Source organism: Ahrensia marina (genome assembly GCF_001293565.1).
Classification (GTDB): Bacteria; Pseudomonadota; Alphaproteobacteria; order Rhizobiales; family Rhizobiaceae; genus Ahrensia; species Ahrensia marina.
On record NZ_JXMU01000027.1, the window covers coordinates 1 to 24,468 of the forward strand.

At 50.1% G+C, this 24,468-nt stretch carries 24 protein-coding genes and 2 pseudogenes; 16 read left to right on the forward strand and 10 right to left on the reverse strand.

Annotation, left to right across the window (positions count from 1 at the left end; genetic code table 11):
- The 7 genes from SU32_RS14805 to SU32_RS14835 form a co-directional block, all read left to right on the forward strand.
- Positions 1–305, forward strand: a 305-nt coding sequence (locus tag SU32_RS14805) for an ABC transporter permease subunit (RefSeq protein WP_144421164.1), incomplete at its 5' end; no start/stop codon positions are given.
- Positions 305–1,150 (forward strand): ABC transporter permease, encoded by an 846-nt coding sequence (locus SU32_RS14810; protein ID WP_054000160.1) that lies wholly within the window; start codon positions 305–307, stop codon positions 1,148–1,150. The genes SU32_RS14805 and SU32_RS14810, both read left to right, overlap by 1 nt.
- Positions 1,150–1,908 (forward strand): SDR family NAD(P)-dependent oxidoreductase, encoded by a 759-nt coding sequence (locus SU32_RS14815; RefSeq protein ID WP_201454970.1) that lies wholly within the window; start codon positions 1,150–1,152, stop codon positions 1,906–1,908. The genes SU32_RS14810 and SU32_RS14815 overlap by 1 nt, the downstream gene beginning before the upstream one ends.
- Complete coding sequence (locus SU32_RS14820) at positions 1,905–2,777, forward strand: polysaccharide deacetylase family protein (RefSeq protein WP_054000162.1); 873 nt, start codon at positions 1,905–1,907, stop codon at positions 2,775–2,777. Before SU32_RS14815 ends, SU32_RS14820 begins: the two co-directional genes overlap by 4 nt.
- Positions 2,770–4,359 (forward strand): gamma-glutamyltransferase, encoded by a 1,590-nt coding sequence (locus SU32_RS14825; RefSeq protein ID WP_054000163.1) that lies wholly within the window; start codon positions 2,770–2,772, stop codon positions 4,357–4,359. Before SU32_RS14820 ends, SU32_RS14825 begins: the two co-directional genes overlap by 8 nt.
- Positions 4,359–5,312: an ABC transporter ATP-binding protein gene (locus SU32_RS14830; RefSeq protein ID WP_054000164.1), complete on the forward strand. Its 954-nt coding sequence runs from the start codon at positions 4,359–4,361 to the stop codon at positions 5,310–5,312. The genes SU32_RS14825 and SU32_RS14830 overlap by 1 nt, the downstream gene beginning before the upstream one ends.
- Positions 5,309–6,304, forward strand: coding sequence for an ABC transporter ATP-binding protein (locus SU32_RS14835; RefSeq protein WP_054000165.1), 996 nt, complete (start codon positions 5,309–5,311; stop codon positions 6,302–6,304). Before SU32_RS14830 ends, SU32_RS14835 begins: the two co-directional genes overlap by 4 nt.
- Positions 6,305–6,602: 298 nt before the next feature.
- Here the strand turns inward: SU32_RS14835 and SU32_RS14840 are convergent, their stop codons facing one another.
- The 9 genes from SU32_RS14840 to SU32_RS14880 all read right to left on the reverse strand — a co-directional run bounded on the left by SU32_RS14840 (position 6,603) and on the right by SU32_RS14880 (position 14,713).
- Positions 6,603–6,941, reverse strand: coding sequence for a hypothetical protein (locus SU32_RS14840; protein WP_054000166.1), 339 nt, complete (start codon positions 6,939–6,941; stop codon positions 6,603–6,605).
- A 4-nt stretch (positions 6,942–6,945) separates the two neighbouring features.
- Positions 6,946–7,656: an orotate phosphoribosyltransferase gene (locus tag SU32_RS14845; protein WP_054000167.1), complete on the reverse strand. Its 711-nt coding sequence runs from the start codon at positions 7,654–7,656 to the stop codon at positions 6,946–6,948.
- Between the two features lie 30 nt (positions 7,657–7,686).
- Entirely contained in the window at positions 7,687–8,751 is a 1,065-nt protein-coding gene (gene pyrC, locus SU32_RS14850) for a dihydroorotase (protein WP_054000168.1), read from the reverse strand.
- Complete coding sequence (locus SU32_RS14855) at positions 8,748–10,010, reverse strand: Zn-dependent hydrolase (RefSeq protein WP_054000169.1); 1,263 nt, start codon at positions 10,008–10,010, stop codon at positions 8,748–8,750. Before SU32_RS14855 ends, pyrC begins: the two co-directional genes overlap by 4 nt.
- Positions 10,007–10,951 carry a dihydroorotate dehydrogenase gene (locus SU32_RS14860; RefSeq protein WP_054000170.1) on the reverse strand — a complete coding sequence of 315 codons (945 nt, stop codon included), beginning with the start codon at positions 10,949–10,951 and terminating at the stop codon, positions 10,007–10,009. Before SU32_RS14860 ends, SU32_RS14855 begins: the two co-directional genes overlap by 4 nt.
- Positions 10,945–11,787, reverse strand: coding sequence for a dihydroorotate dehydrogenase electron transfer subunit (locus SU32_RS14865; RefSeq protein WP_054000171.1), 843 nt, complete (start codon positions 11,785–11,787; stop codon positions 10,945–10,947). Before SU32_RS14865 ends, SU32_RS14860 begins: the two co-directional genes overlap by 7 nt.
- Before the next feature lie 11 nt (positions 11,788–11,798).
- Positions 11,799–13,082, reverse strand: coding sequence for a TRAP transporter large permease (locus tag SU32_RS14870; RefSeq protein ID WP_054000172.1), 1,284 nt, complete (start codon positions 13,080–13,082; stop codon positions 11,799–11,801).
- Positions 13,079–13,594: a TRAP transporter small permease gene (locus SU32_RS14875; RefSeq protein ID WP_054000205.1), complete on the reverse strand. Its 516-nt coding sequence runs from the start codon at positions 13,592–13,594 to the stop codon at positions 13,079–13,081. The genes SU32_RS14870 and SU32_RS14875 overlap by 4 nt, the downstream gene beginning before the upstream one ends.
- Before the next feature lie 90 nt (positions 13,595–13,684).
- Entirely contained in the window at positions 13,685–14,713 is a 1,029-nt protein-coding gene (locus SU32_RS14880) for a TRAP transporter substrate-binding protein (protein WP_054000173.1), read from the reverse strand.
- Positions 14,714–14,903: 190 nt separating this feature from the next.
- Here SU32_RS14880 and SU32_RS14885 point away from each other — a divergent pair, with 190 nt between their 5' ends.
- Positions 14,904–15,785, forward strand: a complete 882-nt coding sequence (locus SU32_RS14885; protein WP_054000174.1) for a helix-turn-helix domain-containing protein — start codon at positions 14,904–14,906, stop codon at positions 15,783–15,785.
- A gap of 58 nt (positions 15,786–15,843) precedes the next feature.
- Here SU32_RS14885 and SU32_RS14890 read toward each other — a convergent pair whose 3' ends face one another.
- Positions 15,844–16,869, reverse strand: a complete 1,026-nt coding sequence (locus SU32_RS14890; protein ID WP_245625553.1) for a LacI family DNA-binding transcriptional regulator — start codon at positions 16,867–16,869, stop codon at positions 15,844–15,846.
- Between the two features lie 285 nt (positions 16,870–17,154).
- On the opposite strand from SU32_RS14890, the gene SU32_RS14895 reads away from it, so the two are divergent.
- From SU32_RS14895 to SU32_RS14925, 8 genes and pseudogenes are all read left to right on the forward strand, one after another.
- Positions 17,155–18,489 carry an ABC transporter substrate-binding protein gene (locus SU32_RS14895; RefSeq protein ID WP_054000175.1) on the forward strand — a complete coding sequence of 445 codons (1,335 nt, stop codon included), beginning with the start codon at positions 17,155–17,157 and terminating at the stop codon, positions 18,487–18,489.
- Between the two features lie 86 nt (positions 18,490–18,575).
- Positions 18,576–19,523, forward strand: a complete 948-nt coding sequence (locus SU32_RS14900; RefSeq protein WP_054000176.1) for a carbohydrate ABC transporter permease — start codon at positions 18,576–18,578, stop codon at positions 19,521–19,523.
- Positions 19,520–19,730: pseudogene (locus SU32_RS17685) on the forward strand (carbohydrate ABC transporter permease); the annotation flags it as partial. The gene SU32_RS14900 and the pseudogene SU32_RS17685, both read left to right, overlap by 4 nt.
- 104 nt (positions 19,731–19,834) lie before the next feature.
- Positions 19,835–20,458 (forward strand): annotated as a pseudogene (locus SU32_RS14905) (carbohydrate ABC transporter permease); the annotation flags it as partial.
- Positions 20,455–20,643, forward strand: a complete 189-nt coding sequence (locus SU32_RS14910; protein ID WP_054000178.1) for a hypothetical protein — start codon at positions 20,455–20,457, stop codon at positions 20,641–20,643. The pseudogene SU32_RS14905 and the gene SU32_RS14910, both read left to right, overlap by 4 nt.
- A gap of 3 nt (positions 20,644–20,646) precedes the next feature.
- The gene (locus SU32_RS14915; RefSeq protein WP_054000179.1) at positions 20,647–21,744 is read left to right on the forward strand and encodes an ABC transporter ATP-binding protein; all 1,098 of its coding nucleotides are present in this window, start codon (positions 20,647–20,649) and stop codon (positions 21,742–21,744) included.
- The gene (locus tag SU32_RS14920) at positions 21,737–22,735 is read left to right on the forward strand and encodes an ABC transporter ATP-binding protein (protein ID WP_054000180.1); all 999 of its coding nucleotides are present in this window, start codon (positions 21,737–21,739) and stop codon (positions 22,733–22,735) included. The genes SU32_RS14915 and SU32_RS14920 overlap by 8 nt, the downstream gene beginning before the upstream one ends.
- Positions 22,736–22,745: 10 nt before the next feature.
- A complete protein-coding gene (locus tag SU32_RS14925; protein WP_054000181.1) occupies positions 22,746–24,365 on the forward strand; it encodes a dihydroxyacetone kinase subunit DhaK in 1,620 nt (539 codons plus the stop codon).
- The last annotated feature ends 103 nt before the right edge of the window (positions 24,366–24,468 follow it).

Genomic DNA, 24,468 nt, shown 5'->3' on the forward strand with positions numbered 1-24,468 from the left:
CGCGCGCGCGCGGTGTCGCTACGCAGCGGCTCGTCCGTAAACATCTGCTCAGAAATTCCCTCATTCCGGTTATTTCAATAACCGCACTTGAGATTTCCCAATTGCTTGCCGGTGCTGTCATTGTTGAGACAGTATTTGCATGGCCCGGCTTGGGACTGCTTACCGTTCAGAGTATCTCTTCCCGTGATTTTCTGGTCGTGCAGGCAGTGGTACTTCTAGGAGCGTTTGTTACAATCGCGGCCAATCTGGCTGCTGATATTCTTTATTCCGTTGTTGACCCGCGCGTACGTCTGGAGAGCAACTGATGAGGACGGTAGCAAAACCATCCGTTTCATTTTCCGTCGCGCTTTCATGGTGGCCATTATTGCTGCTGGCCGCACTGGTTTTGTGCGCTGTCTTCGCGCCATGGCTCGCACCGCTTGATCCGGATCGTCAAAACCTGCTTGCAAGGCTTAAAGCACCCGGGTTTGAAGCGCGCGGCGTGACCTATTTCCTCGGCTCTGATGAGCTTGGCAGAGATATAGCCAGCCGACTGATTTACGGCGCAAGAGTATCGCTTTCTGTCGCGTTTCTATCGGTCGTTTTGTCCGGCGTAGTGGGTGTAACCGTCGGCATGGTCGCAGCTTACCTTAGGGGGTGGACAGAAACCATTTTAATGCGGCTTGTCGATATCTTCCTTTCAATACCGGCTATATTGCTCGCCATTATCACTGTTGCGGTCCTCGGTCCGGGTTTCATCAATGTTATTCTGGTTCTGGCCCTCACCCGCTGGCCGCGCTATGCGCGTGTCGCCTATGGGCAGACTTTGGCCATCGCAGACCAACCGTTTGTAACTTTGTCGCGCGCAATGGGAGCTTCGACGTTGCGCGTGCTTGCAATTCATATTCTGCCTAACATCATTGGACCACTTCTGGTTGTTGCCACGCTGGAATTCGGGCTGATGGTATTGTTTGAAGCAGGCCTGTCGTTTTTGGGTCTCGGTGTGCAGCCGCCCACCGCAAGCTGGGGCTCCATGCTTTCGACAGGACGCAACTATGTAGGGTCGGCGTGGTGGATCGCTACATTTCCCGGAATGGCACTTTTTGCTCTGGTCTTGAGTGCAAATCTTATCGGTGATCGCTTTGGCGACCGCATTGGAAAGGGACGATAATGGACTTTGGTGACGAATTTAAGGGCAAGCGGGTTGTTGTAACCGGCGCCGCCGGGATTATGGGCAAGGCACTCGTATCCCATTTTTCCAAAGCTGGTGCGGATGTGTGCTCTGCCGACCAGTCTACGGAAGGCTTGAACGGTTTTGCCATTGCCGCTGACCTGACCACAGATGAAGGGTTGGACACCATTCTTGAGCAAGTAAAGCAAAAGTGGGGTGCGCCGGATGTGGTTGTGAACAATGCGGCGATTTATCCCTCCTCGTTTCTGCTGGATATGAACGTAGCCGATTGGGACCGCATTATGGCTGTTAATGTGCGGGCGCCATTTGTATTGATGCGCGGATTTTCACTGCAAATGATCGAGCGGAAGGTAAAGGGAAATTTCATCAATATTTCATCGGGTGCGGCCCGTAAAATGCGCCGTACTGCTGTCACTTATTCAATGTCAAAGACCGCCCTTGACCGTATGACGAAAGGATTTGCCGTTGAACTGGCAGAGTACGGAATCCGTGTAAACTGTCTTGAGCCTGGCTTTGCCGCCGGCAGTCAGGTCTCCTCACTTTCGCAGGAACATATAGACCGCGTCATGTCTGCTATCCCGCTTGGTACTGAAACAGGCGCGGAAGATGTGGGCCAAGCTGCGCTTTATCTTGCGTCTCAGGCAGCCAAAAATATCACCGGTACATCGCTTGCTGTTGATGGCGGCAATTCTGCCGGAACAATGGATGTTTATCAAAGCAAAAAGAGTGCGCTGTGAACTGGGAAAGTGAAAATTATCCGTGGCCGGACGGGAAGAAGGCTGCGGTGTGTCTAAGCGTAGATGTCGATGCGACTGCACCTTATTTGTGGCAAACCCGCGCCGGTTCTCCCAAGACATTAGCGGCCCTTGAGCATCGCAATTACGGCATGCGCAAAGGGCTTGTACGCATGACAAATATGATGGACCGGATCGGGATTAAAGGCAGCTTTTTTGTGCCGGCCATCGTTGCAGAAGAAAACCCCGAGCTTTTGCCGGGGCTTCTTGCCCGAGGCCACGAGGTCGGTTTGCATGGCTATTTTCACGAGATGGTTGCGGAAATATCGGACCAGAAATTTACAGACGCGCTGGAAGGTTCAATCGAACTTTTTGTCAGCCAGACGGGAAGAAAACCGGAAGGTTTCCGTTCGCCTGCATGGGAAATGACACCCCATATGTTGGCTGAACTTGCACGACATGATCTGTGGGACAGCAGCTTGATGGGGTATGACACGCCCTACACAATCGGAAATGTGAGCGAAATTCCTGTCAGATGGGACAATGATGACGCGATCTTTTTCAAGTTTTTAGGTGCCGGTGATAAGTCGCCAAGGCCAGACCGGGAAGTTTTTGAGCAATGGCGCCATGAAGCTGATGCGCAAATTCGCGATGGCGGGCTGTTTATGTTGACGGTGCACGACTGGATATCAGGGCGCGCAGCGCGTGTGGAATATTTAGAGGAGCTGTTCTCACCTTTTGTCGACGATCCCGATGTTTGGGTGACAACTTGCGGTGATATAGCCAAGCACCACCGCGGCATTAAGGGGGGGGTGAACGTCGATCTGAATGATCTTCTTGCCGTGCAGAAACGGAGCCAGCAACATGGATGAGCGCAGTCATCATAATACATCATTGACCTCTCCGGTGTCACATCAGACATGGGCTGTTACCAAACCGCAAATTGAATGTGCGGGCGGCATTGTTGCGGCCCAGCATCATGAGGCTGCTCAAATCGGCGCTGATATTTTATCTGCGGGCGGCAATGCGATGGATGCTGCGATTGCTACAGCGATTGCACTATCGGTCGTGGAGCCATGGCTGTCAGGACTTGGCGGCGGGGGGTTTCTGTTACATGCGGACAAACAGGGCCATGTCGAAGCTTTGGATTTTAATGTCAGGGCACCAATTGCTGCTGATCCTGCAGACTACCCGCTTGTAGGCGGTGAGGGTGGAGACTGGTTTAATTGGCCTTCGGTTGAGGGTGACAGAAATCTGATTGGCCCGATGTCGATTTGCGTACCGGGCGCTGTAGCTGGATTTGCGGAAGGATTGTCAAAATATGGCTCCATGAGCTGGGCTGATATCGTTGCGCCGACTATAGCGTTGGCAGAACGTGGCATGCGGGTTGATTGGTTTGCCGATCTGGCTTTTGCGGTAGATGCCGCAGGCCTTTCAACCAATGCCCACTGTGCCGCGCTGTTTCTGGACAAATCAAGACGCATGCCCGACCTGACAGACCCGACAGCCTATCTGTTGCCGATGCCTGCAAAAGCAAAAATGCTCAAAAGACTGGCTAAGGCCGGCGCTCAAGATTTTTATAAAGGAGAGATCGCTGAAACGCTTGTTCATGATCTGCAGGCTTGCGGTTCAAAAATCTCATCAAAAGATCTGGCTGGCTATAAAACCGTTTGGCGCGAGCCTGCAAAAGCGTCATATCGTGACCGCGAAATATATACGATGCCGGGCCTTTCAGGCGGTCCAAGCCTGTTGTCCTCTCTGGGGCGGCTTTCGGAACATGATTTGGGGCAAATGGACGAAGCGCATTTTGCCGCGCATCATGCCAATGCGATCAGAGCAACTTATGAAGAGCGGCTGAAATCCATGGGCCATGCGGCGGCGGCGCATGATTGCACCAGTCATCTGTCTGTAATCGATAAGGCTGGTAATGTGGTCTCTCTTACCAATACCCTGTTGTCGCGATTTGGCGCGAAGGTCGTTGCGCCTTCGCTTGAGCTGGTCATGAATAATGGAATGATGTGGTTTGACCCGCGCCCGAACCAACCCAATTCAATCGCATCAGGGGCTATTCCGCTGGCGAATATGTCGCCGGTGATCACCACGAAAAACGGTAAGCCGGATATCGCAATCGGTGCGGCAGGCGGCAGGCAGATTTTTCCGGCAATCGCACAGCTTTTGTCGAGAATAATTGATCGCCAGGAAACTCCAGAAGCCGCATTTCACGCGCCGCGTATTGATGCCAGTTCTCCGACAATCTTGGTGAACCGTGAAGCGCCTAAGGATACGGCAACAGCAATTTCAGCGCATCATCCTGTCCAAATTGCAGAGGACAGCCTTTATCCGGTCCAGTTTGCTATACCTTCGCTCGTGCAGGCTGGCGCTGATGGCGAACCCAATATTGGCGTTGTGCATCCTAACAACCCTTGGACGGCTGCGCGTGGGGAGAAGCAATAATGGATTTGCTCGCAATTGAAGATCTTGCTATCAATGCGGGCTCGATATCGCTGGTTGATGGTGTAACTTTAAATGTAAAGTCCGGCGAAGTGGTCGCGTTGGTCGGAGAAAGCGGATCAGGAAAGTCTCTGACAGCTTTATCGATTATGGGGCTTTTGAGTGAGGGCCTTTCTATAACGGACGGCCGTATCCAGTTTGACAACACGAACTTAATTTCGCTTTCTGAAGAAGCTTTGAAAGGCTTTCGCGGTGCGCATCTGGCGATGATCTTTCAAGAGCCGGTATCATCTTTAAACCCATTGGTGCCAGTGGGTGAACAGGTCGCCGAAAGTTTGATTGTGCACCGGCGGGCAACCAAAGAAAACGCTTTCAAACAAGCGATTGAAATGCTGGAGAAAGTCGGCATACCTGATCCGGCGCGCAGAGCAACACAATTGCCGACCGAGCTTTCCGGCGGCATGTGCCAGCGCGTTATGATTGCAACGGCGCTCATCTCCAAACCACAGCTTTTAATAGCAGATGAACCTACCACAGCGCTCGACGTTACAATCCAAGCGCAGATACTTGATCTTATGGCCGGTCTTGCATCCGAAGCGCGCACAGCTATCCTGCTGATAACGCATGATATGGGCGTTGTGGCCGAAATGGCCGACAGCGTGTGTGTCATGTATGGCGGCAGAATCGTTGAGCAGGGTCCGGTGAATGAAATTTTTGCTGCACCTTTGCACCCATACACGCGGATGCTTCTTAAAACGCTGCCGCGTTTGGACGAAAAGCCGAAAGGGGAGTTGTTTGCTATTAAAGGTAATGTTCCAAGCCCCAATGATTGGCCGGAAGGTTGCCGTTTTCGCACCCGCTGTGATCGCGCAACATCTGCTTGCAAAAAACGTCCCAAGCTTGAAGGCACTTCGCACCGTGTTGCCTGCTTTCATCCTGAAGGAATTGTTACATGAGCCTGTTACGTATAGAAGATTTAAAGGTTCATTTCCCCGTTCGTACCGGCCGTTTTGGCGGCGGGAAGGCTGTTGTCAAAGCTGTTGATGGTGTGGACCTCGCAATTAATACAAACGAGACACTAGCCATTGTCGGTGAAAGCGGTTGCGGCAAATCAACGACCGGCAATGCTGTACTGGGCCTTGCTAAAATTACAAACGGCAGAGTGCTGTTTGAAGATACGGATCTAACAAGCCTCGATCAGGATAAACGCAAACGTGTCTGGCGTGAGATGCAGGTCATTTTTCAGGATCCTGTTTCCGCGCTTAATCCACGCCGCACAATTGCCCAATCTATTGCAGAACCGCTTACCATCCATGGTTATGCCAAATCGGAAATTACCAATCGCGTGGACGAGCTTATGGATCTTGTTGGTCTTAACAAGGATCAGCGGGACCGACGTCCGAACGCATTGTCAGGCGGACAGCGCCAGCGCGTTGTGATCGCGCGCGCACTTGCTCTTAGCCCGAAATTGATTATTTGCGATGAGCCGGTTTCGGCTTTGGATGTTTCTATTCAAAGTCAAATACTGAACTTGCTTATGCGCTTGCAGCGCGAACTTGGGCTCAGTTATCTATTTATCGCTCATGACCTGTCCGTTGTGCGTCATATCGCGGACAGAGTCGCGGTGATGTATCTTGGTCTGGTTGTCGAAGAAGGCCCCGCCGAACAGGTTTTTTCCAATCCGGTTCATCCTTACACAGAAGCGCTGCTGTCGGCCATTCCGATCCCTAACCCCAAATTGCGCGGAAAACGCAAGCGCATCGTTTTGGAAGGTGATCTGCCAAGCCCGCTTAGCCCTCCGGTCGGATGCCCGTTTGTTACGCGATGCCCATTGGCAGAAAGCCGTTGCGAAACAATACGGCCTTCTCTGGAGACGATCGGCGAGGGCCACAATGTGCGCTGTCTGGTGAGGGCGCCTGAAGGCGATACTACGAGGATTGGTGCATAAAACAGGTCAGGCAACTCAATTTTGCCGTCGTGAATAAATGGTCTCCAGCCAAAAACTTGGGTTTATGTTTGACAATGCCTACGCGCTGGGTTGCTAATTGGTTGTGGATCCATGGGTCACGACTGGCTAAAGCCAGCGCCATACCGTTCATCACAAGCGAATCGAGGAGGTGTATTAGATGCGCACATAATAAGTTATCCAGTGCGCATGAAGGTCAATATCATGCCTGATTGACAGTACCGCTCTATCATTTACGCATCACAATATCGTCTCTTATGCGCTCATACGGCGGATGTGTTCACACATCGGATCGCAGGATTTTATGGTTCGCAATTTTAGATGCGATACGGTTCAATGTGTCCAGTTTTTTTGTCGGGTCAGCTTCCTGTTCAGACGCGTCAAGTTGGTCAACATAGCTTTTGAAATTCAAAAACTCATTGTCTGCTATTGTGCTTACCAAAGGCTGATCGTCATAAACATCGACAAACCGGTTTGCCGCAATTTTCAAAAGATAATAGGCGGCAGCTTGCTCGGGATGGGTGCTGATGCGCTCCTGACAAATGCGAGCGCACTCGGAGTATGCCCGCACGCCTTTGTTCTGACTTTCGATAATACCCATAAGATCCGAAATACTCATGTCACTAATCCTTTTTAGTTAAAGCTGAAATTTCAGTAGCTCCACCATTAACGCCTGACCAGGCAAGAGGATCATCTAGGAAGCTCTCAACCTGTTTTAGCGTTTCAGGGTCGAAGTAATTTTGTTTTTTGCAAACTGCCAATACATCCCGCCATGTTGCCAGATAATGCAAATTTAGTCCGATCGTTTTGAGATTTTCCCGGGATTGCGGGAAAATGTCGTAATAAAAAATGACAACAGTGTCAGTTATCTCTGCGCCGGCTTTACGTATCGCTTCGCAAAATTTGATTTTACTACCGCCATCAGTCGTCAGATCCTCAACGAGCAAGACCTGTTTGCCGTTAATTGAGTCACCCTCGATCTGGGCATCGCGTCCGAACCCTTTGGGTTTTTTGCGAACATAGTGCATTGGCAAACCCAACTTGTCAGCGATCCATGCCGCAAAAGGTATGCCTGCTGTTTCTCCGCCGGTGACACTATCGATGCGTTCGAATCCGATATCCCTGATAACAACGCCTGCTGTAAAATCCATCAATGTACTGCGAATTCGCGGGTAAGAGATCAGCTTGCGGCAGTCAATATAAACGGGGCTTGCAAGTCCCGATGTAAACATAAACGGTTTATCTGTTCTAAAATTGACAGCACCAATTTCGAGCAGCATTTTGGCCGTCAACTCGGCAACCAACTCGCGCTGTGGGAATGAGCTTGTAAGCATTATTCATTTCCTCTTGCGAACAGCATTGGATCAAACCCCTTCAGCTTTAACCGCTTCATGCTGCCAATATAATTCAAATCCCGGATCAAAAACGGTTACGTTATCATTTTGGACGCGGAACTCTTTTGGGAAGTTAATTGGCGTCGATGATTTGGTGAATCGCACCCGTTGCTCATTAAGAGGTAAGCGGTAGAAAGCAGGGCCGTTTATTGAGGTAAATGCCTCTAATTTATTAAGCGCGTTATCGTCTTCAAAAATATGAGCTAGACAGTTCAGCGTGTTGATTGACGTATAAATTCCGGCACAGCCGCATGCTGAAATTTTGGCTCCGTTCGGATGAGGCGCAGAATCTGTCCCGAGGAAAAACTTCGCGTTGCCCGAGGTCGCAGCGGCTCTTAAAGCGAGCCGGTGTTTTTCACGTTTGGCAACAGGCAGGCAATAGTAATGCGGCTTGATACCACCGACCAAATAAGCATTGCGGTTGATGATCAAATGGTGGGTCGTGATGGTTGCGGCAATGCCGTCGCCGCCATTTTGCACGTAATCAACCCCGTCTGATGTTGTCACGTGCTCCATGACCACCCGAAGTTCCGGCACTCTTTTGCGGATGGGATCAAGAACCCGTTCGATAAACACCGCCTCCCGGTCGAAAATATCGACATCAGCATCGGTCACTTCACCATGAACCAAGAGAGGCATCTGAATTTTGGCCATACGCTCCAAAACCGGCAATACGTTCTCGAAATTTTTTACGCCGCTGTCTGAATTCGTTGTAGCACCGGCAGGATAAAGTTTTAGCGCCTTAATGAGACCGGACTTGCCGCCTTCTTCTACATCGTCGGGATTCGTAGCTTCGGTTAGATAAAGCGTCATCAACGGTTCAAATTGGTGGCCTTTTGGAATGTTGGATTTTATGCGCTTTTGATATGCCGCTGCCTCATCTGTTGTTACTACGGGCGGCACAAGATTAGGCATAATGATCGCGCGCGCAAAATTCGCGCTTGAATGTTCCACAACAGCCGCGAGCATTTGCCCGTCGCGCAAGTGAAGATGCCAATCATCCGGCCTGCGGATTATGAATTCTGTTGCGCTCATTCAGGCATCTCTGTCAAATAATTGAATATAATGTCAGTGCCTGCAATGAGATCGGAGATCTCCATAGCTTCATGAGGGTTGTGCGAGCCATTGCGGTTACGCACGAAAATCATGGCAGAAGGTATGCCGGCATTTGCAAATACCGCAGCATCATGGCCGCCGCCGGAAGGCATTGTAAAAGGCTCCAAATCGACGTTCTCCATCGACGCTAAAAGCCCCTTCACCATTTGGCTGTCACATAATGCGGGAGCGGTATACATTTCGGCATCAAGTTCAAACTTGACGCGCCGCTCACGTTCTACAGATTTTATTATCTGCTCAAGTAAATTGCGAATGGCATCTAATGCTGTTGTGCTCTGGCTGCGAAAGTCCAAGCTAAAATCGACCAAATCAGGAATGCGGGTTAGTGCGTGAATTTGCGGGTCTGTCCCAACCATTCCGCATGTGAGAACGAGGTCTTCACCTTTTTGCAAAATGGTGAGCCAGCTTTCGTCCAAACGGGATAACAAATCAGCCATCGCAAGAACACAGTCCTTACGATAGGCGCGCGGTACCGCCCCCGAATGACCGGGCTCGCCCGTACATCGTATTTTCCTGTGACGAATATTGCCTCTGATGCCTGAAACAACCGCAGCGGGCAGGTTCTTTTCAACCAGCAGCGGACCCTGTTCGATATGAAGTTCGATGTAAGCGTCGATCGCTGAAATATCCATCAGCGGTTCATGCTTTTGTACGCGGTCCACCTCAATACCGATGTCGGTCATATGCGCTTTAAGCGCCCGTCCGTCGCCTTTGTGAAGCGCATTTAACTCCGAATCCTGAAGTTTTCCGAGAAGGGCTTTTGATGCGATGTAGCACGGCCCAAACCATGCGCTTTCTTCGGCGCGCAGCGCGATAACTTTGACGGGCTTTGCAAAACCGATGCCAAGATGTTTTGCGCGTGCAAGACAAAGCAGCCCTGCGATCACGCCAGCAAGGCCATCGAAGTTTCCGCCATTGGGAACGCTGTCGACATGGGAGCCCACCAAAACAAACTTCTCTGCGTCCGCGTCTTCGGGAAGAGAAAAAATCACGTTCTGACCGGCATCATAGCTGACGGCCAGCCCCTGATCGCGGGCAAAGCCGACCAGAAATTCCAGCGTTTTTGTCTCGATAGAAGAGTATGCCGGGCGGCTGACCCCTTCTGTATCAGCTGAAAATTCTGCAATGTCGTTGAAAAGTTTCGTGGCAGTGCTTTCGGAGTCGAATCCGCCGGTCATGGCGCGGCCTCCATAAAGACAAGCCCATCGGAAGCCTCCTGATCGACAACACTTCCGATCAATTGTTTGACGCTGTGCAGACCCTGAGATTGTAAATAGCTTTCCAATCCCTCCACCATTTTCACCATTATCGGGGGATTGATGAAGGTAGCGGTGCCAACCTGCACAGCAGAAGCGCCGGCGATGAGATATTCAATGACATCCTCAATCGTGGAAATGCCGCCGCAGCCAATGACAGGAATTTCAACCGACTTGGCGCATTGATATGCCATACGCAATGCGATTGGCTTAAAGGCCGGCCCTGAAAGCCCGCCCATAAGATTGCCGAGCTTTGGGCGTTTGGTATTAATATCTATGGCCATGGCCAAAAGGGTGTTTGATACAACAAGCGCGTCTGCGCCGGCCTCTTCAGCAGCTTTTGCAACTTCTGTTGTTTCGCCTGTATTTGGTGTCAGTTTTGCCCATAGCGGAAGGTCGGTAGCGTTTCGCAATTTTCGCATGACCGCTTCTGTTGTTGAGGGGCGCATGGCAAATGCCTTGCCGTCCTCCTCAATATTCGGGCAGGAAATATTGACTTCTATCGCCGCGACACCGGGGACGCTGATGTCCTCACATAGAGATGCGAACTCGTCAGCACTTCCGGCTGAAATACTAACAATCAGCGGCGCATCATAGTTTTTATAAAACGGAATTACATTTGTTTTAAACGCATCCAGACCTTTGCTCGGTATGCCGATGGAGTTGAGCATTGACCCGCGCACTTCGCAGACGCGCGGGGTAGGATTGCCGCTGCGTTTTTCGCGCGTAATTGTTTTGGTAACGTGCGCTCCAAGAATATCGAGGTCGAAGACTTGGGCAAGATCTTCCGAAAAAGTGCCCGAAGCGGGCATGATCGGGTTCTTGAGGGTGAGGGTTCCGATTTGCGTTGTCAGATCTAACATCCTATTGCCTCCTGTAAATCGAAGACAGGACCTTCCCGGCAGACCCTTTCATTGACGATTGCACCATTCCGGTTGAAAGCACGCACACAGCACTGGCACATGCCTATGCCGCAGGCCATTTGCTGCTCAAGCGCAATTTGTCCTGGAATATTGTGTTCTTTTCCCACTGTTTGAAGCAGCTTTAATATGCGGTTTGACCCGCACGTATACATGGCATCAATACCTTCATCGGCAATGAGCCCTTCTATGATTGAGTGCATGTTTTCGACGCTTGAAGTTCCCGCCTCATCTGTAAGCGGGATGACGGTGGCGCCAAGTTCTCTGAAATAATCCAAAGACAGCAAAAATTGATCTGAACGAGCACTGCAAATCGCCGTTAGTTTCCGGTTAAGGCGGCGGGCCTCCAATGCCAGCGGTGCAAGTGTCGCCAGACCGACGCCGCGCGCAACCAGCAGCAGGTTTTGCCAATTAGGCAGGATATCAAACCCGCGGCCAAGCGGTCCCAGCACATTAAAATTGTCTCCGGCTTTTAAAGTCGCAATCGCAGATGTGCCTTCGCCTGTGACCTTGTAAAGAAAATGCAGTTCACCCTTGTCCGGATAATAACCGTAGATACTCATCGGACGCCGCAAATAGGGCTGTAAAGTATCAGAAACAGGACAGAGCAGATGGAAAAATTGTCCAGGCTCACAGTCCAAAATCTTTGACGGCGCATTGAGAACGAGCAAACGGTATTCACCGTTTACCGGCTCATTGCTGATGATTGTGCATTCAACTTCGTGAATAGGTTTTGCCAGTTCAAAATCAGGCTTTGTATCTAAAGCGATGTTGCTCACGATCAAACCTCCTATTGGCCAAAGATAAGGTTGGGAATGAAGAGGGAGATCGACGGCACGTAAGTGATTATCATCAGGACGATAATGTTGGCGGCAACGAAGGGCCAGACACCTTTGATAATGCTGATCACGGGCTTGTTCAGGGTAGAGGACGCGACGAAAATATCGAGACCGAAAGGCGGTGTGATCATGCCCATGCCGATATTGAGCGTTACAATCATGCCAAAATGAATCGGGTCGATGCCCAGCGCCATAGCCACAGGATAAAGAGGCGGCACGAGAATAAGCAGCGCAGAGTTCGGATCGATAAACATACCCGCGATCAGGAAGCAGATATTAACTGCGAGAAGGAATGAGATTGGACCTGCATCAATGGCTGTCAAAAATGCGGTGATTTGTGCCGGAACCTGCGCAAGCGTTACGAAATATGCCAGCACACCGCCCATCGCCAACAAGATAAAGATCGTTGCGGTCTGGATCGCGGCCCGCTCAGTTAGTTTGACGAGTTTGGAGAAGCTGAGATTTTTATAGACGAATGCTTCGATCAAAATTGCATAAACAACACTGACTGCTGCTGCTTCAGTAGGAGTGAAAAAGCCGGCATAAATGCCGCCAAGAATGATGGCTGGCATTCCCAGCGACCAGCCCGCCTCCCGAACAGCCTGAAGCTTTTCGCGCGCAGACGTTTTCTCAAATGACTGAACGCCGGAGCGTTTGGCTTCGAGTTTTACAAGAATGGCAAATGCCAGGCCTAGCACTAGGCCTACGGCTAGTCCGCCAGCAAAAAGCCGTGAAATTGATGAACCGGTCATCCATCCGTAAATAATAAATGTAATGGATGGCGGAATAAGCAGAGCGGTTTCCGCACTGGCAACCAGCAGGCCAAGACTGAATTTGTCAGAAAATCCAACCGAGCGCATTTGCGGGTAGACCATACGGCCCATCGCCGCGACCGTTGCTGGCGCAGAGCCGGAAACAGAACCAAATGCCATGGATCCGCCAATCACGGTGTAACCCATGCCGCCGCGTTTATGTCCAACGAGCGATTTAACCAGTCCGGTCAACCGGCCGGCAATTTGGCCTGATCCCATCAATTGTGCGGCAAATATAAAAAACGGAATTGCCAGCAGTGTCGTATGGTTGATGCCGCCGACGGCTTTTTGAATGAAAACGAGATCAGGAAGCGAACTATAAAAGATAGTCTTTGTCGCCAGTGCAGGGATTCCAAGCACGAGCAGCATTTCAAATCCGGCAATAAGCAGGACGATAGCGAGGAGTACAACCAGAGCAATCATGACTTGGCTCCCTCAAATGATGAAGCGTCGTCCTCTTCGTCCGGAGAATAACGATTAATAATGGAAATAAGGCTCAAAAAGTAGCGAAGAGACAATAGGCCGAAACCGACGACCGGTGCCGTGTAAAGCCACCCGACAGGAATATCGAGGGTCGGGCTTCTTTGCCCGGTATTTAAAACAAAAACGACGAGCAGATAGGCTAGATAGGTCATGTAAGCGCAGAATATGCAGCCAACAACATCTATTATTTTGCGCAGTGTATTTCGCGCGGTTTTTGGCAGCAGTTCTCTTAAAGTATCAATGCCAACATGGCGGCCTTTTTCCAATGCCAGTCCAAGGGCGCCGAAGACAAGAAAAATATTCATCAAACGAACGGCCTCATCGACCCAAGCCATCTGGCTTGCGAAATTGCCGCCAATTTCGCGCGCAACCACGTTCAACGAGAATAATGCCACCATGGAAAGCAGAACAGAAACGAGAAATACCCGTTCGAATTGACGTAGATATCGCATTTTCACCAGCCGTTTTGAGTTTAACTAAGGCAACTGCTTCGCCAGATGGAAGCGGCCTGAAAGAGCCGCTTCCACATGTGTCAGCCAGCGTTATTTGAGTTCTGAATATGCTTTTTCATATGTAGCAATCAGAGCTTCGCCCGCTTCACCGGCGCGGTCGATATAGGCTTGTTTCGCTTTTTCGTAAGTCATTTCACGAAGGGCGGCTTTTTCTTCGTCTGAAGCGACGCGAACATTAATGTCGCCTTCTTTAATGGCTGAAAGAGCTTCTTCGACCGCTTTTGCTTTGTGGTCCCTGAGTTCCGGCACTACTTCATTGAAAGTGTCTGTGATAATTGTGCGATACTCATCAGTAAGACTGTCCCACCAAGCTGGATTGAACATAACGACGTCTTCCATGGCGCCGTGTTCAGAAACCACAAGGTATTTCTGCACCTCATCGAACTTCATCCGTTGAATAGTGTCGAGCGGGTTTTCCTGACCGTCAACAACACCAGTTTGAAGAGATGTGTAAAGTTCACCAAACGGCAAAGCGATGGCAGAAGCACCAAGAGCATCAAACTGCTCAATAAGGATTTTGGAATCCATTGTGCGGAATTTTTGACCCTTGAACGCTTCCAAATCATCAAGCGGTTTGTTCGATGTGAAGTTTTTCAAGCCGTTGGGCCATAGTGCGATGCCGACAACACCTTTTGACGAGAAAGATTCCAAGAGTTCTTCTCCAAATGCACTTTCGCGCAATTTTTGTGCGTCTTCAGGATCTGCAGGAAGAAGAAACGGAATGTCGAGAATAGATACTGCCGGATTAAAACCACCTAAAAAAGCGGCCGGAGATACTGTGCCTTCCAATGTCCCAAGCTGCACGCCTTCGGTCATTTCACGTTGGCTACCAAGTTGACCTGAGGGGAAAATTTGGAATTCAACCGCTCCATCTGTGCGTTCTTTGACCAGTTCGGCGACCTTGGCCAAGTGAACGTGCCTAGATTGCTGATCGGATTCAAGGTGTCCGATTTTTGCTGTAAATTCTGCTGCCCATCCTGCTGAAGCTGTCAGCGTGACAGCCGTGCCAATCAGCAAAGCTCTCCGTGTTAATTTTGTGATTTTCCCTAACGCTCTCATTTTAGTCTCCCTGTTACATTGCGCTGAAGGACGCGACGGTATGAGAGATGCGTCGCAAAGTCAATAATAATCTCAAAAATGAGAATATGATTGCATAACCGTTATTTTTGAGACTACTATGAGAGGATTCTAGCTTAATTCCAGCACGGCTTTGGGGTGGCTTCAAACAATAGGTTAAAGGTTCCGGTAAATGAATCACGGCATATCTGTTGAAGAAATTGGCGCGCGTATGAAGGCTTTCCGTTTGGGAGCCGGGCTTACTCCGGAGCAGTTGGCCAATCGTTCAGGTGTATCAAGAGCAGCAATTTATCGTTACGAGGCGGGGCATCCGGCAAAAATCGATACGCTGGTGAAGATCGCTGATCTGCTTGATGTGTCTATAGCCTCGTTGTTGGGGGCCGGCGTTGAATATATCGCATCGGCGATAAGCTTTTTCGAACGTATGCGGCAGCTGGAAGAGAATGTTGATCAGATTACCGTGCTGTTTGGCCCGGTATCCTATCTTCTTACAACCGATTTGTACGATGAGTTTTTGCCGGAAATTCTAAGAGAAAGCATCCCGACTAACATTGACAATTATGAGCAGGCGCTTCGCGATGTCGATACGCTTATCAATGTTTTGCATGCGCGAAAGGCCAGCTACAATAAGCGAACCCCTAATGTGATCAGCTTGATATCGGCGGCCGAATTGACACAATTTCTTCGTTTGGGATTTGTTGGTGTGCACAGCCCGTCGGGTGTGGACATGGAAAAGCGGCGAGAAGTTGCGCGCGTTGAAATTGAGAACATGGTCAGCTTGCTGCGTAACCAGCCAATTGGCGTTCAGCTTGGTGTTGTTCTGGACTCAATGCCCGGATCAAGCCTTCAGCTTTTCAAGCAGGCGGCTAAGAAGTCTGTCGCTGTTAGCCCTTACAGGTTGGGTGTCTTTGCCAATATCCGCTTAGGTGTTGCTACAATCAGTTCCGCACCGGACGCAACAGAACTGTATCAATCGGTTACCAATCAGCTTTGGTCCCGTTCATTAAAGGGCGAGCAGGCGGCAGACTATTTGGAAAAACATGTGTTGAAATAACCGTGTTGGACGCATCATTTTCCGTTTGGTTGTGGTACCTGATGCCCGCTGTCTTGATCTATAGGTTCTCGCTCAGAAGGATTTCAATCCGAATGTTCTCTTGCGCTGCGATAGGTTCTCTTGCCTCGCTGCGCGCTCTTAGAATACGCAGTGCGCTCCGAACAGCATGACCCGGATTTTGTGCAATGATTGCATCGATCTCATCTGATACCAATGCGGCTTCGCTGAACGGTGTGCGTTCATGCGCAACAACAACGAGTTCTTTGAGATTGCTCATTTTCTGCAAAACTTTAATTGGCAGGCGCGCCTCGGACGATAGAACATAAACCGCAATAATATCAGCGTTGTGCTGTAGCTGGTTGGCGATTATTTTCTCAGCTCTTGGTGCGTTACCATACGTTTCGAGCGACGGGAGCGGGCGCAGCCCGGCAAAGCTTCTGGCAATGGTTCTATCGAAGCCAAGGCGCCGCTCAATACTGTCCATGGCTTGCATTGTTTCAGCCACGACCATAATTGAACCTTTTCTGCCCCCGCAAAACTTGCCAACTATCTTCGCCGCAGTGGAGCCGGCTGCCAGATTGTTGACGCCAACAAAATCAATGTCATCCAGTTTTTCCTGGCCGGACAGGAACTGAACAACATGCAGCCCGCGTTCATGCAGCCGTGCAATAGCATCGCGGACGGGTGGCGATTCCGGTGCCATGACCGCGACGCCTTCCAAGTCGCTGGTTTCAAGTCCTGAAAGGTAGTTGGCGACCGCTATGGGATCGGCCATGTCTAACTGCACGGTCTCGACTTCAGTCATGTCGTTTTTAAGAACTTTGCCCGTGTGTTCAACTTCGCACAAAAGTTCGCTGAGATATTCGTCGCCATTTGCCGGCAGTATAAAGCGAAACCGGTAAGGCCTGTTACGCAAAAGGTTGACCGCTGCGAGATTACGAACAAAGCCCGTTTTCTCGATAGCATCTTTCACCTTGGCTTTTGTTTTCTCGCTGACGTTCGGCCGGTTGTTCAGAACCCGGTCCACCGTTGCCAGACTTACGCCGGCAGCAGCTGCCAGGTCTTTTGTTGTTGCTGCCGCCACAAAATGCTCCTTATTTCTTTCGGCTTATTAGTGCCTGTTTTCCAACAGTTTTCATTCAGAATCAAGAAAAATGAGGTTCCTGCCTCAATTTTGACTTGCATTGAGGTAGGTACCTCAATTATAAAGAAGTTCACGCCAGAATTACAAATGTGGAGGAAGTCATTTGTTAATTGCCGGCTTGGGGAGTGTTCTAGAATGTTGCTGAGGCTCTAACCTCAAACAAAAACGCTCATTTTATTGAAACGTTTTGGCTCGCGCCGAAACACCTTAAGGGAGGATTCAATTATGAAATCCAAATTACTGAATTCCGTTGCAGTTATGAGTGTTGTTGCCTCAGGTGCGGTGTTTTCCAGTGCTTCTACCGCTTCAGCGGATGAGCTGACACTATGCTGGGCCGCGTGGGATCCTGCCAATGCTCTGGTTGAGCTTAGCAAGGAGTTTGAAGCGCAGTCGGGTCATAAGATGAGTTTTGAGTTTGTTCCATGGCCAAATTTTGCCGACCGCATGCTCAACGAACTTAACTCCGGCGGTAAGCTGTGTGATCTGCTTATCGGTGACAGCCAATGGATCGGCGGCGCGGCAGAAAATGGTCAATTTGTGAAATTGAATGATTTCTTCGAGAAAGAGGGAATCAAGATGGACGATTTCCTACCCGCTACCGTAACAGGCTATGCTGAGTGGCCAAAGAATACGCCGAACTACTATGCGCTTCCAGCCTATGCGGATGTCGTTGGTTGGACTTATCGCAAAGACTGGTTCGAGCGTCCTGAAATTGCTCAAGAGTTCAAAGAAAAATATGGCCGTGATCTAGCCGTTCCTGCAACTCTAGAAGAGCTTCAGGAAGTTGGAGAGTTTTTCCAAGGACGCGAAATTGACGGCAAGACTGTCTATGGCGCAGCCATTTATACCGAACGCGGTTCGGAAGGCATCACAATGGGTGTCACCAACGTTTTGTATAATTATGGCTTCCAATATGACAATCCGGACAAGCCATATGAGCTCGAAGGTTTTGTAAATTCTGAAGGGGCAATTCAGGGTCTGGAGCTTTACAAGAAGCTTTATGAAACCGCGACGCCTCCCGGTGCGTCAGATGCCTACATGTCTGCAAATATCGATGCCTACAAATCGGGTCAGGTTGCCATGCAGATGAACTTTGCATTTATTTGGCCGGGCGTTGAAGCCGATCCGAATGTGGGCGGCGGTAAGTCCGGTTACTTTGCTAATCCAGCCGGTCCGGCAGGCCAGTTCGCGCAGCTTGGCGGTCAGGGTATCTCCGTTGTTGCCAATTCCGACAGTAAAGATGCGGCACTGGAATACATCAAGTGGTTTGCTCAAGAGGAGGTTCAGCAAAAGTGGTGGGACGTTGGCGGCGCATCGGCGATGCGTTCGGTTGTTGAGGCACCTGGCTTTGCGGACAGCCAGCCTTTTGCACAAACGTTCCTCGATTCTATGGCTATCGTTAAAGACTTCTGGGCTGAGCCTGCCTATGCATCTTTATTGCTGGCGACCCAAGAGCGCGTCCATAACTATGTGGTAGCCGGACAGGGTACTGCAAAGGAAGCGCTTGATGGTCTCGTTGAAGATTGGAATGAAATCTTCGAAGACGAAGGCAAGAAGTAACCAGTCCTCACAATCCTCCCAAGTGGACTTGGAGAGCGGAGTTTAAACTCTGCTCTTCACTTCGGGGGTAAAACTAAGAGATTTCCATGAGCACTTCTGTAATGGACCGCGCCGCGCGGGCTACCCCTCCACCTGTAGCAAAACAGATCAAGGGCCTGTCAGATCGGGCAATCGCTTGGATTTTTGTTGCCCCAACGATCATCATTTTGCTTGCTATCAATATTTTTCCATTGATTTGGACGATATATTTGAGCTTCACCAATTATGCGGTGAACAGGCCGAACCGCGACGTGAGCTTTGTTGGGTTGCGCAATTATGAGCGTATCCTCAGTGATGAGGGCACTTGGGCAACCATGCAGGCAACCGCCCATTTCCTGATTTGGACAATCGTCATTCAGGTGCTCATTGGCTTTACGCTAGCCTATCTCATAAACAAGAAATTCCGCGGCAATGATTTATGGACAACCATCATCGTATTTCCGATGATGCTATCGCCCGCCGTTGTAGGGAATTTCTGGACCTTTCTTTACCAGCCGCAGATTGGATTGTTCAATTATGTGGTCAGTTTTTTCACCGGTGCTGATCCATCGAGCTTCTCAATGATTGCAAGTGTCGACTTGGCACCTTGGGCGATCATTATTGTCGACACATGGATGTGGACGCCTTTTGTCATGTTGATCTGCCTTGCCGGCCTGCGTTCTATTCCGGATAGCATTTATGAGGCGGCTGAGTGCGACAGAGCAAGCAAATGGCGGCAATTCTGGACAATTACAATTCCGATGATTCTTCCGTTTTTGATGTTGGCGGTACTTTTCCGCGGTATCGAAAATTTCAAAATGTTCGATTTGGTCGTCCAGCTCACAGGTGGCGGACCGGGCAATACAACAACTTTGACGTCAATCGATTTAAAGCGCGAAGCATTCGAGAAGTGGCGCACCGGTTTCTCATCTGCTTATGCCGTCATTCTATTCGTAACAGTCTTTGGTTTGGCATCGATCTACGTGAAAGCACTTAACAAGGTGAAAGCACGATGAGTTTTTCAGTTACGGAGCCGTCACGACGGCAAAAATGGATCGCGGGAAGTCTTGTTGTCGGCTACGCCCTTATCACATTAATACCTTTACTTTGGATTATTGCGACCGGTTTTAAATCGTCGGCAGATTCAATTGCATACCCGCCGAAGGTGGTCTTCCAACCAACTGTTGAAGGCTATGTAAATCTCTTCACGACCCAGACCCGGATGGGTGAAGACCTTCGGGCAGAACCGCGCGAAGACTTGCCTTGGTATGAACAGCTCGTACGTGAAAAAGGAAATACAATTGTCGGCGCGTCGCGATACAGCGAGCGTTTCTTTAACTCGGTTATCATCGGATTTGGGTCGACGTTTTTTGCGATTCTTCTGGGAACAATGGCCGCCTATGCGTTTTCGCGTTTCAGGGTTCCTTTGAAAGATGATTTGCTTTTCTTCATTCTGTCTACACGAATGATGCCCCCGATTGCCGTGGCTGTTCCAATCTTTCTGATGTTTCGGAACTTGGGGTTGAGCGATACGCATGCCGGTATGATCCTGCTCTACACAGCAATCAATTTGTCCTTATCAGTGTGGTTGATCAATGGATTTATAGACGAGATTCCGGTTGAATATGAGGAAGCCGCTCTCATTGATGGCTACACGAGGTTTCAGGCATTTTACAAAGTTGTTCTACCGCAAGCTACTACCGGTATTGCCTCTACCGCAATCTTTTGCCTGATTTTTGCGTGGAATGAATATGCCCTCGCGGTTCTTTTGACCTCAGGTACCGCACAGACTGCGCCGCCGTTTATTCCGACGATCATCGGCGTTGGAGGGCAAGACTGGCCTGCTGTTGCGGCCGGTGCAACCATCTTCCTGGTGCCGGTCATGGTGTTCACAATTCTACTCCGCAAGCATCTGCTGCGTGGCATCACATTTGGAGCTGTTCGCAAATGACCGGATTTATCAATGGACTACTGCACTTCAGGCGCGGTGCTTGGGAAATGCTTGCCTCTATACTCATCGCTTTGGGAGTGATCATGTTGATGCAACCATTTGTGCTGTCGCTCTTCACATACTCCTTCGTTGTCACCCTGATTGGCACCGTGATGTTTATCATCGTCAGCCATTTCCCGGAGTAACCCATGGCACAGATAGATATTAAAAATGTGCGCAAAGAATTTGGCACTTTCACTGCTGTCCAGTCCTCCAGTTTTACAATTGAGGATGGCGAGTTCTTCATGCTTTTGGGACCATCAGGGTGTGGCAAGACAACGACGCTGCGTATGATGGCTGGACTTGAGCTACCAACAAGTGGCGAAATCTATATTGATGGTGAAGAGGTGGGCATGAAGCCTGCTTCTGAACGCGATATCGCATTCGTTTTTCAAATGTTTGCTCTCTATCCGCATATGAAGGTTGGGCAGAATATGGCCTATCCTTTGCGCAGCCAGGGAATGTCGAAAGCAGATACGAATAAACGGGTTCTGGAAGTGGCCCGTATTCTCGGAATTGAAAATATCCTCGGCATGTCTGTTGGGGGGCTATCTGGCGGTGACAGGCAGCGTGTGGCGCTGGGTCGGGCTATTGTTAGAGAGCCAAAAGCATTCCTTATGGACGAGCCGCTGGGCGCGCTGGATGCCGAGTTTCGGGAGCATATGTCGGAGGAATTGCGGGCATTGCACGATCGCATGGGTGCAACAACTGTCTATGTTACGCATGACCAGTTGGAGGCCATGCAAATGGGCGACAAAATTGTGGTCATGAACCACGGTGTTGTTGAACAATTCGGAAAACCTCAGGACATTTACAATTGGCCCGCGACCAAATTTGTCGCCCAATTCATAGGGTCGCCGCCGATGAATTTTCTGGACTTCAAAGGCAAAGTTGCTGCCGGTGACAAGTCGATTAAGCTGAATGATATTGAGATCGAAATTCCGGTGCTGAAAACGGGCGCTGAAGGAGAGATATCGCTAGGTGTCAGGCCCGAGCATATCCATTTCTCCGATAAGTCGAATTATAAGGGCCGCGTTGTCGCGACCGAATATCTGGGCACCAATCAGCTTGTGACTTTAGAGACCGCGAACGGAACGATTAAAGCGCGGACGGAATCAACAAAACTCATCAAGACCGGCGAGACCATCGGTTTGGCTTTTGATGCCAGAACATTGAGCATTTTTGAGGGTGAAAGCGGGCTTGCCTTGCCGTCTCAAGCAAATGAGGGGGTGCTTCAGCATGGCTAAAGTTATTCTGGACCAGGTAACCAAGACGTTCGGTGATGTGGTTGCACTTGATAACGTATCAATGACGATTGATGACGGATCATTTGTCATTCTTCTGGGGCCGACCGGTGCCGGTAAAACGACAACGCTCAGAATGGTGTCGGGACTTGATACGCCGGATGCAGGTGAAATTTTTATCGGTGATCAACCGATGATTGGACTGACACCGGCACAGCGTGATGTTGCGATGGTTTTCCAGCAATATTCTCTCTACCCGCACATGACTGTGCGGCAAAATTTGGAATTTCCTCTAAAATCTCCAATTCTGAAAACACCCCAAAGCATGATCGACGAGAAGGTTGAGGCTGTATCGCGTGTTCTGCAAATTGCACACAAGCTTGATAATAAAGCGACGGCTCTTTCCGGTGGTGAAATGCAACGCGTTTCAATTGGCAGAGCACTGGTGAGGTCTCCCAGTATTTATTTAATGGATGAGCCGCTGAGTTCTTTGGACGCTAAACTGCGTGCTGATTTGAGAATTGAGCTAAAAAATATTCAAGCCAATTTTGGACAAACGCTTCTTTATGTGACCCATGATCAGATCGAAGCGATGACTATGGCCACACATGTCGGCGTGTTGGATCATGGCAAACTTGTGCAGTTTGGCTCACCACGGGAAATTTATGAAAACCCGGTGAGTATTTATGCGGCAAGCCGCCTCGGACAACCGCGGATAAACATTCTTCCCGCTGATTTATTTAAGGGGCCGGTACCGGATGGCGCGAAATCAATTGGTCTTCGTCCTGAGCAAATCAGCCAAGGTACCGGTGAAGAAAGTTTTGTCACACGTGTTGAGCATCTGGGGGATCAAACAAGGCTGCATCTTAAATTTAAGGAACAGGATTTGATCACAGTGACCAACGCCCACACCTCTCTGCAACGCGGCGAGACAGTTAAAATTAGACCACATAAGCCGTTCTTCTTTGACGCTGACGGCGCACGTATTGCGTAAGGGGAAAGATATGACGCAGTTTATCAATAAGAAAGAAGACATCGTAACGGATGCCATTGATGGCGTGTTAGCCGCTTCCGGTGGCAAGCTCGCCCGTCTGGATGGGTACCCTCACATTCGTGTTGTCGTGCGTAATGATTGGGATAAATCCAAGGTTGCCATTGTTTCCGGTGGCGGGTCTGGCCACGAGCCGGCTCATGCCGGCTTTGTCGGTGAAGGCATGTTGACGGCAGCCGTTTGCGGCGATGTGTTTGCTTCCCCGAGCGTTGATGCTGTTCTGGCCGGTATTATGGCAGTCACCGGCTCTGCGGGCTGCCTGCTGGTGGTGAAAAACTACACAGGAGACCGTTTAAATTTTGGACTGGCTGCAGAGCGCGCAAGGGCTTTTGGGCTTAATGTCGAAATGGTGATCGTTGATGACGATGTCGCGCTACCGTACTTGCCGCAGGCGCGGGGTGTTGCAGGCACGCTTTTTGTTCATAAAATCGCCGGAGCTTTAGCAGAAAACGGAGCGGATCTTGCAACTGTTGCAAAGGCAGCAAAAAAAGTAATTGGCGGTACGCATTCCATTGGCATGTCTCTTGATACATGCACTGTTCCCGGATCACCGAAAGAAAACCGTATACCCGAGGGCATGGCCGAATTGGGGCTCGGTATTCACGGCGAGGCTGGCGTGGAACAAATTCCGTTCAGTTCGGCAAAAGATGCCTTTGCAGCCATTGCCGCAAAATTAAAGGTTGCAATGAAAGCCGGACCTCATGTGGCACTCGTAAATAATCTGGGCGGTGCTTCGGTTCTAGAAATGTCGATTATTTTGAAAGAGCTTGCGACATCTGATTTTGGTTCAAACATTTCCCATGTCGTTGGCCCAGCATCAATGATGACGGCGCTTGATATGCGCGGGTTTTCTGTCTCGCTCTATCCGGCAAATAGTGATGAACTGGCTCTACTTATGCAGCCGACATCTTTATCCGCGTGGCCTGGTGTTGGTAAGCTTGCTAATATTGAGATCAAACCGCTCAGTGATGGTCTCACCGCTATTACACCACTTCCATCCAAGCATGATGAAACGGAAGCCTTTTTAAGCGGCTGCTGCGAAGTTCTCATCGCCTCAGAGGATGATTTGAATGCACTTGATGCCAAAACCGGCGATGGTGATACAGGTTCGACCTTGGCGGGAGCTTCGCGCGCATTAATTGACGCGATGGACCGACTGCCTCTGGCTGATCACACACAGCTCTACCGTGCTATTGGTCTTGAATTAACGCAGACTATGGGCGGTTCCTCCGGCGTACTGTTGGCCATTTTCTTTGCTGCTGCCGGTGACGGCGCATCAAGCGGTTTGCCGATGCGGGAAGCTTTAAAACTCGGATTGGCAAGAATGCAGGAAATCGGCGGAGCGCAATTGGGTGACCGGACAATGGTCGACGCACTGGCTCCGGCTTTGGATGCACTGGAAACAGGGTTGGCTGATGCCGCTGAGGCCGCACGAAAAGGCGCCGACCACACGGCCAGTATTCTTCAGGCAAAAGCGGGCCGCGCAGCGTATATCAATGCGCAGCAACTTGAGGGGCATGTCGATCCCGGTGCGGAAGCCGTTGCAAGGCTGTTTGAACACCTAGCCGCTTAGATTGACTTGTTACGTTTGCAATCGAGTACAATAGTTTTTTGGACTCTGAGAGCGCACACAACTTTAGCATTTGATGAAGGTGTTCAGGCAACGCTTTCATCCA

Excerpts from the sequence above, each read along its gene's own strand:
- SU32_RS14910 (WP_054000178.1), top strand. The coding sequence starts at position 20,455 with ATGACCGGATTTATCAATGGACTACTGCACTTCAGGCGCGGTGCTTGG.
- SU32_RS14880 (WP_054000173.1), bottom strand. The coding sequence starts at position 14,713 with ATGAGAGCGTTAGGGAAAATCACAAAATTAACACGGAGAGCTTTGCTG.
- SU32_RS14855 (WP_054000169.1), bottom strand. The coding sequence starts at position 10,010 with ATGACCGGCGGATTCGACTCCGAAAGCACTGCCACGAAACTTTTCAAC.
- SU32_RS14920 (WP_054000180.1), top strand. The coding sequence starts at position 21,737 with ATGGCTAAAGTTATTCTGGACCAGGTAACCAAGACGTTCGGTGATGTG.
- SU32_RS14860 (WP_054000170.1), bottom strand. The coding sequence starts at position 10,951 with ATGTTAGATCTGACAACGCAAATCGGAACCCTCACCCTCAAGAACCCG.
- SU32_RS14925 (WP_054000181.1), top strand. The coding sequence starts at position 22,746 with ATGACGCAGTTTATCAATAAGAAAGAAGACATCGTAACGGATGCCATT.
- SU32_RS14875 (WP_054000205.1), bottom strand. The coding sequence starts at position 13,594 with ATGCGATATCTACGTCAATTCGAACGGGTATTTCTCGTTTCTGTTCTG.
- SU32_RS14840 (WP_054000166.1), bottom strand. The coding sequence starts at position 6,941 with ATGAGTATTTCGGATCTTATGGGTATTATCGAAAGTCAGAACAAAGGC.
- pyrC (WP_054000168.1), bottom strand. The coding sequence starts at position 8,751 with ATGAGCGCAACAGAATTCATAATCCGCAGGCCGGATGATTGGCATCTT.
- SU32_RS14845 (WP_054000167.1), bottom strand. The coding sequence starts at position 7,656 with ATGCTTACAAGCTCATTCCCACAGCGCGAGTTGGTTGCCGAGTTGACG.
- SU32_RS14815 (WP_201454970.1), top strand. The coding sequence starts at position 1,150 with ATGGACTTTGGTGACGAATTTAAGGGCAAGCGGGTTGTTGTAACCGGC.
- SU32_RS14825 (WP_054000163.1), top strand. The coding sequence starts at position 2,770 with ATGGATGAGCGCAGTCATCATAATACATCATTGACCTCTCCGGTGTCA.
- SU32_RS14895 (WP_054000175.1), top strand. The coding sequence starts at position 17,155 with ATGAAATCCAAATTACTGAATTCCGTTGCAGTTATGAGTGTTGTTGCC.
- SU32_RS14900 (WP_054000176.1), top strand. The coding sequence starts at position 18,576 with ATGAGCACTTCTGTAATGGACCGCGCCGCGCGGGCTACCCCTCCACCT.
- SU32_RS14870 (WP_054000172.1), bottom strand. The coding sequence starts at position 13,082 with ATGATTGCTCTGGTTGTACTCCTCGCTATCGTCCTGCTTATTGCCGGA.
- SU32_RS14830 (WP_054000164.1), top strand. The coding sequence starts at position 4,359 with ATGGATTTGCTCGCAATTGAAGATCTTGCTATCAATGCGGGCTCGATA.
- SU32_RS14810 (WP_054000160.1), top strand. The coding sequence starts at position 305 with ATGAGGACGGTAGCAAAACCATCCGTTTCATTTTCCGTCGCGCTTTCA.
- SU32_RS14835 (WP_054000165.1), top strand. The coding sequence starts at position 5,309 with ATGAGCCTGTTACGTATAGAAGATTTAAAGGTTCATTTCCCCGTTCGT.
- SU32_RS14915 (WP_054000179.1), top strand. The coding sequence starts at position 20,647 with ATGGCACAGATAGATATTAAAAATGTGCGCAAAGAATTTGGCACTTTC.
- SU32_RS14885 (WP_054000174.1), top strand. The coding sequence starts at position 14,904 with ATGAATCACGGCATATCTGTTGAAGAAATTGGCGCGCGTATGAAGGCT.